We start from the raw sequence: 9,462 nt of genomic DNA, 5'->3' as shown, positions 1-9,462 counted from the left end.
AAGCGCTATTCCAGTTGCCCGCAACTGCTGGAGGACGTGGTCGACGGCCTGTTCCACATCGCCAAGGCCGATGGCGTGGTGACCCAGGACGAGCTGGCCTATCTGGAGCGGGTGTCGAAGCTTTTCGGCATGTCGCCGTTGGCCTTCCGTCGCCTGCGGGCCACCCATCTGGGCGTCGGCGCCGACGACCCTTACGCCATCCTGGAGGTCCCGGCCGACGCCGACGACGCCACGGTGCACAAGGCCTGGAAAATCGCCCTGACCAACGCCCACCCCGACCGCGCCCGGGCGCGCGGTCTACCCACCGAGTTCATCGAGGTGGCCGAGGCCAAGGCCGCCGCGATCAACGCCGCCTTCTCGACGGTCATGCGCGAGCGCCGGGAGCTGGGGCTGGCGGTGGCGGGCTGAGCCGAGACAATTGGTCTCGCCCCCGGGGAGCTTCAGTGGGCTGGAAAAGGCTTTTCATCCATGTCTCGTGGGTGTTCAGTTGACGTTCAGCGCTTATGAACCACCTGATTTGATTATGAGCGTGATGAGAGGACGCCGATGACCAACACCGCAGCTGTCTCGCCCTGGCGCAATCTGGCCTGGATCGCGGGCGCGCTCGCGACGTCGGCGGCCGTGGTGATCGGCGCCGTCCTGGCCGTGGTGTTCGCCGCCACCGTTGTGGTGGTCGGCTTCATTGGCAGCGCGCTCTTTGGCTTGGCGGCCTTCACGTTCCGTGGCCGCAAGGTCGGCCAGCCCCGTAACGCCGACCCTGGCCTGATCGAGGCCCGTAATGTGGGCGGCCATTCGTGGGTCGCCTATGGCTGGAACGAGCGGCCCTGATGATCCCTCTCTCCTAGAGAGAGGGAGGGTTCAAAGACCCTTGCTCCCCGCGCCCACCTCCCTCATCCTGCCTTTCAAACAAACGTTGGGAGGCAAGCATGATCGGTGTCGTCGCGACCTTGAAGGTCCAGCCGGACAAGTCCGCTGAGTTCGAGAAGGTGTTCCTGGATCTGGCGGCCAAGGTGAAGGCCAACGAGCCGGGAGCTCTCGTCTACCAGCTGACCAGGTCGAAGACCGAGGCCGGCGTCTACAAGGTGCTGGAGCTGTACGCCTCGACCGACGCCCTGAAGCATCACGGCGGAACCGACTACTTCAAGGCCGCCGGCGCGGCGATGGGGCCGTTCATGGCCGGCGCGCCGAACATCGAGTACCTCGACGCGGTGGAGTAGGGCGCATGGACCTGGCCTTCTCGACCGAGGACCTGGCGTTCCAGACGGAGGTCCGCGACTGGATCGCGACCGCCTATGACGACGACATGAAGAAGCAGATGGCCCAGTCCAAGAACGGCTATCTGGACAAGGCCGGGCAGGTCGCCTGGCAGAAGAAGCTGTTCGAGCGCGGCTGGGCGGCGCCCGACTGGCCGGTGGAGCTGGGCGGGGCGGGGTTCACGCCCTCTCAGCGCTACATCTTCAACATGGAGATGAGCCTGGCCGGCGTGCCGACGTCCTCGCCGATGGGGCTGAAGATGGTCGCGCCGGTGATCATGGCGTTCGGCTCGGAAGAGCAGAAGGCCCAGCACCTACCGCCGATCCTGCGCTCCGACATCTGGTGGTGCCAGGGCTATTCCGAGCCCGGCTCGGGGTCGGACCTGGCGTCCTTGCAGATGAAGGCGGTCAGGGACGGCGACGACTACGTCCTGAACGGCTCGAAGATCTGGACCACCCATGCCCAGTGGGCGGACTGGATGTTCTGCCTGGTCCGCACCTCGACGCAGGGCAAGCCGCAGGAAGGCATCTCGTTCCTGCTGCTGCGGATGGACACGCCCGGCATCCAGATCAAGCCGCTTCCGACCCTGGACGGCCCGCCGGACGGCGAGCAGGAGATCAACCAGGTCTTCTTCGACAATGTCCGCGTGCCGATCGCCAACCGCATCGGCGAGGAGAACAAGGGCTGGACCTACGCCAAGTACCTGCTCGAGTTCGAACGCGGCAACGCCTACGCCCCCGGCCTGATGAACATGCTGGGCAAGGTCAAGCGCATCGCGGCGCTGGAGCGGGCCGATGACGGCGGCCGCCTGATCGACGACCGGGCCTTCCGCGAGAAGATCGCCAATCTGGAGATCCAGGTGGCGGCGCTGAACGCCACGGAACTGAGGGTGTTTTCGGGCCGCACCGCGGGCAAGGCCATCGGTCCGGCCTCGTCGATGCTCAAGTGCGTGGGCTCCGAGCACCAGCAGGCCATCACCGAACTGACCCTGGAGGCGGTCGGGACCTACGCCGCGCCGTTCGTTCAGGATCCGTGGAGCAAGACCAACGAGGGCCGGGCGGGGCCGGACTACGCCGCGCCCGCGGCTCCGGCCTATTTCAACTATCGCAAGGCCTCGATCTACGCCGGCTCGAACGAGATCCAGCGGAATATCATGGCCAAGATGGTGCTGGGGCTGTGACCTAAATCCTCGTCATCCCGAGCGGCGAAACCGACCCGGGACTCAGGGGGGGCCAAGCGCAATGCGGCGCCCTCTGGGTCGCGGCTCTCCGCCGCGCTGCGGCCGGGATGACGAGAACTGGAGTTGTTCCAGTTTTTCTGGTTGGCGTGGCGTCCAAACGAATGTTTAAATCGCGCTCGATCTTTTCCTGTCCACGGATTTCTCATGTCGCTCGACGCCCTGTTCAAGCCCTTCGAATTCAAGTCGCTGAAACTGCCCAACCGGGTGGTGATGGCGCCGATGACGCGATCTTTCTCGCCGGGCGGCGTCGCTACCGACGAGGTCGCGGCCTACTACCGCCGGCGAGCCGAGAACCAGGTCGGACTGATCGTCACCGAGGGCACGGGCGTGGCTCGTCCCGCCTCGCTGAACGACGCCAACGTGCCGCGCTTCCACGGTGAAAAGGAGCTGGCCGCCTGGAAGAAGGTGGTCGACGAGGTTCACGCCGCCGGCGGCCTGATCGCCCCGCAGCTGTGGCACGTGGGCTCGGCCAAGGGGAAGGACGTGCTGGGCAAGGTCGATAGTCCCTCGGGCCTTTCCAAGGCTGGCGGCGAGCCGTTCACCGAGCCGATGACCGACGCCGACATCGCCGACACCATCGCCGCCTTCGGCCGCGCGGCGGGCGACGCCAAGCGCCTGGGCTTCGACGCCGTCGAGCTGCACGGCGCTCACGGCTATCTGATCGATCAGTTCTTCTGGGAAGGCACCAACGTTCGCACCGACAAGTGGGGCGGTCCCACGATCGGTGAGCGCGCCCGGTTCGCGGCCGAGATCCTGAAGGCGGTGCGCGCCGCGGTCGGTCCCGACTATCCGGTGATCATCCGCCTGTCGCAGTGGAAGCAACAGGACTACGCCGCCAAGAACGCCAAGACGCCCCAGGAAATGGAGGCCTGGCTGCAGCCGCTGGCCGACGCCGGGGCCGACATCTTCCACTGCAGCCAACGCCGCTTCTGGGAGCCGGAGTTCGAGGGCAGCGACCTCAACTTCGCCGGCTGGGCCAAGAAGCTGACCGGCGCCCCGACCATCACCGTCGGTTCGGTGGGCCTGTCGGGCGAGTTCATCGCCGCGTTCGGCGGGGAGGGCAGCCAGCCCGCCTCGATCGACGGCCTGCTCGAGCGCCTGGAGCGTGGCGACTTCGACCTGGTCGGCGTCGGCCGAGCCCTGCTGCAGGATCCCGAGTGGGTCGTGAAGATCCGCGAGGGCCGCAACGCCGAGCTGAAGAACTTCGAACGCCAGGCGCTGGGGGTGCTGTACTAGGGCGGCGCTCCCGATCCTCCCCCTAACGGGGGAGGTGGCGCGAAGCGCCGGAGGGGGAAGTTCCGCCGACCTTGCTTCTTCCCCCTCCGTCGTCTCTGCGAGCCGACCCCCCCCCCTAGGGGGAGGATTTTCGTCAAGCGATCGTCGTCACCAGGCCGCCCTCGGCCTTTAGCGACGCGCCGTTCGTCGCCGCCGACAGCGGGCTGGCGACGTAGGCCACCAGGCTGGCGATCTCCTCGGGCTCGATCATCCGCTGCAACAGCGACGAGCTGCGATGCTTGGCGAAGAATTCGGCCTCGTGCTCGGCCGTCGTGCCCTCGGGATTGCTCGAGACGCTCTTCAGGAAATCAGCGATGGCCTCGGCGCGGGTCGGGCCCGGCAGCACCGAATTGACGGTGACGCCCGTGCCCTTGGTCGCTTGCGCCATGCCTCGCGCGACCGCCAGCTGGGCGCTCTTGGTCATGCCGTAGTGGACCATCTCCCCCGGCGTCGCGAGGCCCGACTCCGACGAGATGAAGATCACCCGGCCCCAGTTGCGCTCCAGCATGCCGGGGAAATAGCCGCGCGACAGGCGCACCCCGCTCATGACGTTGATCTCGAACAGGCGCAGCCAGTCCTCGTCTGGAATATCGACGAAGGCCTTCATCTCGTAGGCGCCGAGGTTGTTGACCAGGATGTCGACGCTGGGGACGGCCTTGAGGATCGCCGCCGCGCCCTCCGGGGCGCCCGCATCGGCCAGCACGCCCTCGACCTTGCCGCCGATACTCGCGACGGCCTTGTCCAGCTTGTCCCGGCTACGGCCGGTGACGAACACCTTGGCGCCTTCGGCCGCCAGGGCGCGGGCGATCGCCAGGCCGATGCCGGCCGTCGCGCCGGTCACCAGGGCGGTCTTGTCGTTCAGTTTCAGATCCATCGTGGGCTCCGTGGGTTGACGGAGCCTTAGATGGGGCGCCGGCCCAGCCAGATTAGGCCCTGACTGGAACCAACTCTTGTGAATTCAGGTCGTGAATTCAGGTCATGAATTCAGGCGTTGAAGTTCAGCTTCAGCCCCGGCCGCGGCCAGCGCGCCTTGTAGAGCTTGCCCGTGCCGGACGCGGTGATCCAGGCGTCGCGCATGTCGGCCCCGCCGAAGCAGATGTTGGTCACGATCACGTCCGGGAAGGCGTAGTGCTCGGTCGAGCCGTCCGGGTCGAAGGCGGTGATCCCGCCGTTGATGATCGTCGCCACGCAGACCTTGCCGCCGGCCTCGACGGCCAGGCTGTCCAGCAGCTGGTAGCCCGGCAGGTTGCAGACCACGTTCCCTGGCTGCAGCGGCGCCGGATCGGCCAGCACGCCGGGCGAGGTCACCTGGAACGACCAGAGGCGGCCCAGCATGGTGTCGGCCATGTAGACGGTCCTCTCGTCGGGGGAGAGGCCCACGCCGTTGGGCGAGACGAAGTGGTCGCGCCAGCGGGTGATCTTCGAGCCGTCGGCCAGGGCGTAGTAGAGCGCCCCGTACTTGCGGCCATCCGGCGTCGAGCAGCCGTGGTCGGTGAACCAGAAGCCGCCCTGCCTGTCGAACACCAGGTCGTTGGGTCCGACCAGGGGCTTACCGTCGCATTCCGTGTAGAGCGTCGCGACGGCGCCGGTCTTCAGGTCAATCCGCTGGATGTAGCCACCCTTGTGCTCGGGCGGGGTCGGGCCGGGAATGTTCAGGCCATTGGCCTCGAAGAAGGCGAAGCTGCCGCCGTTGTTGGTGACATAGAGCGCGCCGTCGGGCCCGATCGCCGCGCCATTGGGGCCGCCCCCCGTCTGCGCCACCGTCTCCTTGCGACCGTCCGGCCAGACGCGGGTCAGGCGCTGGCCCTGGATTTCGGTGACGATGACCGAACCGTCCGCCATGGCCACGGGGCCTTCGGGAAATTGCAGACCTTCGGCGACCAGTTGAATGTCCATGGTGTCTCCTCCGCGCCTCTGCTGGGCGTTGGCGAGGACTATAAACACCCGTTTGAACCTGGCGAGGGTTCCGTTCGGCCAACCCCGTCGCGCTCGCGGACTGTCGCGCGCGATTGAGGGCTTGTGCCCGGCGAGGTTCGCCGTAAGCGTGGGGCGAAGTACGAAAAGGGATTCTGGCGATGTGGAGATCTATGGCGGCGGTCGCGATGGTGGGCCTGATGACGACGGGCTGCGCGATCCAGGTCCCTCTGCTGGCGTCGAAGCCCCACCCGATGCCGACGCGGCCGAGCTGCCCGGCGATGACGACCGAGGTTTGGAAGCCGGTGGTCGACGGCGCAATCCACAAGACCTTCGACCGCGAGCTTCAGAAGCGGTTCGGCGACACCGCGGTCCATAGCCGGATCGCCTGGAGCAAAAACGACAAGGGCGACACCGTGATCACCGCCCTTCGGGTGGGGCCGGCTAAATTCGCGATGCCCGAGCCCGGCAAGGGCGGCGAGGTCGAGGTCGTGTTCCAGCCCTGCACCGGCAAGCACCTGAAGACGCACAAGCTGGCCAATCTGGAGAAGAAGCCCAGGCTGGTGTCGGACGAGAGCGTTCCGGCTCCCGAACAGCGTCCAGCGCCGCGAAAGCGGGGATTCAAATGGCCTTGGAAATCGTAGCGGGCGGACGCTAGGGCCCGCCCTAGCGCCGCTCCAGCACCCGGAACGTGAAGGCGTGGTCATCGCCTTCGCCGGCCGGGTGTTCCTCGCGACGCACCTCCGTCCAGGCGCTTTCGTCGAAGGCGGGGAAGCGGACGTCGCCGTCGACCTCGGCGGCCACCTCGGTCAGGTAGAGCCGCTTGGCCTTGGGCAGGGCCAGTTCGAACAGGGCGTGGCCGCCGATCACGCAGACCTCTTCGGCGCCGTCGTCGGCCGCCTGCTCCTTGGCGATCTGCACGGCTTCCGACCACGTCTCACAAGCCACCGCGCCCTCGGGTTCGAAGCTCTGGTCGCGGGACAGGACGATGTTGGTGCGGCCGGGCAGGGGTTTCCTGGGCAGGCTGTCCCAGGTTTTGCGGCCCATGATGATCGGCTTGAACAGGGTGTTGGCCTTGAACAGGGCCAGGTCCGACTTCAGCCGCCAGGGCAGGTCGCCGTCGCGGCCGATCACCCCGTTGGCGGCGCGGGCGACGACGATGGCGAGGGTGGGCGTGCTCATGCGTCCTGATTAGCGAGCCCGAGCGCGACGCGCCAGACATGGCGGCTTGATCTGGACCTTATCGTTGATCAGTCTGCGGCGAGGCGGAACGGGAGGGCGTGATGGCGGCGACGGCGTTCGAGATGCACATGGCCCGCACGGGCGGGGTCGAGGTTCTCAAGGGCCGCGAGGTGAGCTTGTCGCCGCCGGGGCCGGGCGAAGTTCAGGTGGCGATCGAGGCCGCCGGCGTGGCCTTCGCCGACATCGTCATGCGCACGGGCCTCTATCCCGGGGTGAAGGCGCCGGTGACGCCCGGCTACGACTTCGTGGGCCGGGTCGAGGCGCTGGGATCCGGCGTCGAGGGTTTCGCCGTCGGCCAGCGGGTGGCGGCCCTGACCGTGACCGGCTCCTACGCCACGCATCGCAATGTCGAGGCCCGCTTCCTGGTCGCCGCGCCCGAGGACGCGCCCGCCGAGGCCTTGGTCGCGGGCGTGCTGAACGGCTTGACCGCCTGGCAGATGTTCCATCGCGTCGCGGGCTCCGTGGCCGGGGAGTGTGTGCTGGTGCACGGCGCGGCGGGCGGGGTCGGCGGCCTCTTGCTGGAGCTGGCGCGGTTGGCCGGGGTGAGGGCGATCGGAACCGCCTCGGCCGGCAAGAAGGCCGAGGTCGAGGCCAAGGGCGGCGTCCACGTCGACTATCGCGCCGAGGCGGTGGCGGCGCGGGCGATCGCCCTGTCCGACGGCGGCGTGGTGGCGGCCTTCGACCATGTCGGCGGTCCGCACCTGAAGAAGGCCTCGCTGGCGGCGCTACGCGACGGCGGGACGGCGGTGCTGTACGGCGGCTACGACGCCACCCGCGGCGGCAAGGCGCGGCCCGACGCCCTGTTGCGCATGGTGCTGGCCGACAGGCTGTCGGCCCTGGGCCTGTTCAGCGGCAGCCGTGGCGTGGTCGGCTACAACGTCACCTCCTGGCGCAATGCGCGGCCGGAGCCCTATCGCCAGGATCTCGCCAAGGTGCTGGGCCTGATCGCCCAGGGCGCGATCCAGCCGAGGATCGCCAAGGTGCTGCCGCTGGCCGAGGCGGGGGAGGCCCAGGCGCTGCTGCAATCGGCCAAGCTGGCCGGGAAGATCGTGCTGAAGCCGTAGGGGGCATGACGCGGCGGGTTCAGCGGCCGGTGAAATGCCGTGCGGCGCCACGAAGTGTCCTCAAGCGCTTTTGCTCCACCGGGCCGACAGTTCGGCAAGTCGTGGCGGTGGCTCCCACCATTCATCGGCCAAGTTCAGTGGCGCGAAATAGACAGCTGCATGTTCCCATACGCTCTTCACGGTGGCCGCCAAAATGGGACGAGCCCGTTGTTCGTCGATTTCGCCAGCTAAGACCGCATCTGCGAAGCTCTCCAAGAACGTGAAGACCAAAAGAAGCGCTTCCGTAGCGGAGCCATCTTCGTCTTCCATTCGATGCAGAGGTATGCCTCGGTGGAGCACCTCGCGTGCGGCCTGCAGGTTCGGGCCGTCCCAGGTTTTCAGGAAATAGCCCGTACGATCCATCCGTGATGGCGGTGGCGCCTTCATCGCCGGCGCTTTGACGCCCAATTGGCGGAGCGCCCCGCGAACCTTGTTCGCGGCGGGCCCCAACGCTGCGACGAGCCGACCATCGGATCTTTCGGCGTCATAAGTAAGAGGCGTCAATCCCAGGAGATCGCTTGGCAGGGCTAAGGGTTGGGCCGATCGCGGCGACACGAAAAAGCATCGCTCGACCCCCAAGGCGCCCATGAAAAGGCCAAGCTCAAAGATGACATTGTCGCGAGGGATTGATGCTCGCTCGCCTCGCATCAACCGCATGTCGTCCGGCGTGAAGGCGAAGATGGCGAAGTCGGTCTTCGCCGCTTCGCCTGCGAGCGCCTTCAGGGTCGATTGGCTAGGCGTGAAGATATTTTGCGACCATACCGTCGGCTCTGCGTCGTATTCGAGATTTTCCTGAAGGGCGTAAGCGACATCCAGGCCTTCAACGGACGAGCCGATAAAGGCGGACGGTCTCGCCAATTTCATTTCGAGACCTTCGCTGGGATATGCGGATGGGCCACATAATTCTCGATCTCGAAATCCCCGTACTCGAACGCGAACAGGTCGCGCTTGTCAGCGACCTTCATCGTCGGGAAAGGATGGGGTTCGCGGACCATCTGCAGGCGAGCCTGCTCCAAGTGATCGAGATAGAGGTGGGCGTCGCCGAAGGTGTGGACGAACTCGCCCGGCTCCAGGCCGACGACCTTGGCGACCATCAGGGTCAGCAGGGCGTAGCTGGCGATGTTGAACGGCACGCCCAGGAACACGTCGGCGCTGCGCTGATAGAGCTGGCAGCTCAGCTTGCCGTCCGCCACGAAGAACTGGAACAGGCAGTGACAGGGCGGCAGGGCCATGTCGTCGACGTCGGCCGGGTTCCAGGCCGTGACGATGTGCCGGCGGCTGCTGGGGTTGGTCTTCAGGTTCTCGACGAGGTTGGCGATCTGATCGATCACCCGCCCGTCGGGCGTGGCCCACGAGCGCCATTGCTTGCCGTAGACGGGGCCGAGGTCGCCGTTTTCGTCGGCCCACTCGTCCCAGATGCGCACGCCGTTGTCC

General features: G+C 66.9%; 12 protein-coding genes. 7 read left to right on the top strand and 5 right to left on the bottom strand.

All coding sequences use genetic code 11. The features are described 5' to 3' along the window. The 5 genes from VJ655_RS10940 to VJ655_RS10920 all read left to right on the top strand — a co-directional run. Positions 1–408: DnaJ family molecular chaperone (locus tag VJ655_RS10940; protein ID WP_324111090.1), on the top strand; the 408-nt coding region annotated here is incomplete at its 5' end. Positions 409–546: 138 nt separating this feature from the next. After that, positions 547–828, top strand: a complete 282-nt coding sequence (locus VJ655_RS10935; protein WP_324111089.1) for a hypothetical protein — start codon at positions 547–549, stop codon at positions 826–828. 98 nt (positions 829–926) lie between these two features. Beyond that, positions 927–1,217, top strand: a complete 291-nt coding sequence (locus VJ655_RS10930) for a putative quinol monooxygenase (protein WP_324111088.1) — start codon at positions 927–929, stop codon at positions 1,215–1,217. Between the two features lie 5 nt (positions 1,218–1,222). After that, a complete protein-coding gene (locus tag VJ655_RS10925) occupies positions 1,223–2,434 on the top strand; it encodes an acyl-CoA dehydrogenase family protein (RefSeq protein WP_324111087.1) in 1,212 nt (403 codons plus the stop codon). 204 nt (positions 2,435–2,638) lie between these two features. Beyond that, positions 2,639–3,730: an NADH:flavin oxidoreductase gene (locus tag VJ655_RS10920; protein WP_324111086.1), complete on the top strand. Its 1,092-nt coding sequence runs from the start codon at positions 2,639–2,641 to the stop codon at positions 3,728–3,730. A gap of 133 nt (positions 3,731–3,863) precedes the next feature. Here the strand turns inward: VJ655_RS10920 and VJ655_RS10915 are convergent, their stop codons facing one another. Together VJ655_RS10915 and VJ655_RS10910 are read right to left on the bottom strand one after the other, a co-directional pair. Further along, positions 3,864–4,643, bottom strand: coding sequence for an SDR family oxidoreductase (locus tag VJ655_RS10915; RefSeq protein ID WP_324111085.1), 780 nt, complete (start codon positions 4,641–4,643; stop codon positions 3,864–3,866). Positions 4,644–4,753: 110 nt separating this feature from the next. Further along, positions 4,754–5,665 carry an SMP-30/gluconolactonase/LRE family protein gene (locus VJ655_RS10910; RefSeq protein WP_324111084.1) on the bottom strand — a complete coding sequence of 304 codons (912 nt, stop codon included), beginning with the start codon at positions 5,663–5,665 and terminating at the stop codon, positions 4,754–4,756. Between the two features lie 191 nt (positions 5,666–5,856). Between VJ655_RS10910 and VJ655_RS10905 the strand changes: the two genes are divergently transcribed. Then, the gene (locus VJ655_RS10905; protein ID WP_324111083.1) at positions 5,857–6,327 is read left to right on the top strand and encodes a hypothetical protein; all 471 of its coding nucleotides are present in this window, start codon (positions 5,857–5,859) and stop codon (positions 6,325–6,327) included. Between the two features lie 22 nt (positions 6,328–6,349). Here VJ655_RS10905 and VJ655_RS10900 read toward each other — a convergent pair whose 3' ends face one another. Continuing rightward, positions 6,350–6,865, bottom strand: coding sequence for a dihydrofolate reductase (locus VJ655_RS10900; RefSeq protein ID WP_324111082.1), 516 nt, complete (start codon positions 6,863–6,865; stop codon positions 6,350–6,352). 101 nt (positions 6,866–6,966) lie between these two features. On the opposite strand from VJ655_RS10900, the gene VJ655_RS10895 reads away from it, so the two are divergent. Continuing rightward, the gene (locus VJ655_RS10895; RefSeq protein WP_324111081.1) at positions 6,967–7,989 is read left to right on the top strand and encodes a zinc-binding dehydrogenase; all 1,023 of its coding nucleotides are present in this window, start codon (positions 6,967–6,969) and stop codon (positions 7,987–7,989) included. 60 nt (positions 7,990–8,049) lie between these two features. Here the strand turns inward: VJ655_RS10895 and VJ655_RS10890 are convergent, their stop codons facing one another. Beyond that, entirely contained in the window at positions 8,050–8,892 is an 843-nt protein-coding gene (locus VJ655_RS10890; RefSeq protein WP_324111080.1) for a nucleotide-binding protein, read from the bottom strand. Then, a partial coding sequence (locus VJ655_RS10885; protein ID WP_324111079.1) for a thymidylate synthase occupies positions 8,889–9,462 on the bottom strand: 574 nt, incomplete at its 5' end. The genes VJ655_RS10885 and VJ655_RS10890, both read right to left, overlap by 4 nt.

The organism is Caulobacter sp., from assembly GCF_035254145.1.
GTDB lineage: Bacteria > Pseudomonadota > Alphaproteobacteria > Caulobacterales > Caulobacteraceae > Caulobacter.
The sequence above is the reverse complement of the archived record's forward strand: the minus strand, read 5'-3'. Positions and strand labels throughout refer to the sequence as shown.

Coding starts and splice junctions, on each gene's coding strand:
- VJ655_RS10935 (WP_324111089.1), top strand. CDS start 547: ATGACCAACACCGCAGCTGTCTCGCCCTGGCGCAATCTGGCCTGGATC.
- VJ655_RS10895 (WP_324111081.1), top strand. CDS start 6,967: ATGGCGGCGACGGCGTTCGAGATGCACATGGCCCGCACGGGCGGGGTC.
- VJ655_RS10905 (WP_324111083.1), top strand. CDS start 5,857: ATGGCGGCGGTCGCGATGGTGGGCCTGATGACGACGGGCTGCGCGATC.
- VJ655_RS10930 (WP_324111088.1), top strand. CDS start 927: ATGATCGGTGTCGTCGCGACCTTGAAGGTCCAGCCGGACAAGTCCGCT.
- VJ655_RS10890 (WP_324111080.1), bottom strand. CDS start 8,892: ATGAAATTGGCGAGACCGTCCGCCTTTATCGGCTCGTCCGTTGAAGGC.
- VJ655_RS10915 (WP_324111085.1), bottom strand. CDS start 4,643: ATGGATCTGAAACTGAACGACAAGACCGCCCTGGTGACCGGCGCGACG.
- VJ655_RS10925 (WP_324111087.1), top strand. CDS start 1,223: ATGGACCTGGCCTTCTCGACCGAGGACCTGGCGTTCCAGACGGAGGTC.
- VJ655_RS10910 (WP_324111084.1), bottom strand. CDS start 5,665: ATGGACATTCAACTGGTCGCCGAAGGTCTGCAATTTCCCGAAGGCCCC.
- VJ655_RS10920 (WP_324111086.1), top strand. CDS start 2,639: ATGTCGCTCGACGCCCTGTTCAAGCCCTTCGAATTCAAGTCGCTGAAA.
- VJ655_RS10900 (WP_324111082.1), bottom strand. CDS start 6,865: ATGAGCACGCCCACCCTCGCCATCGTCGTCGCCCGCGCCGCCAACGGG.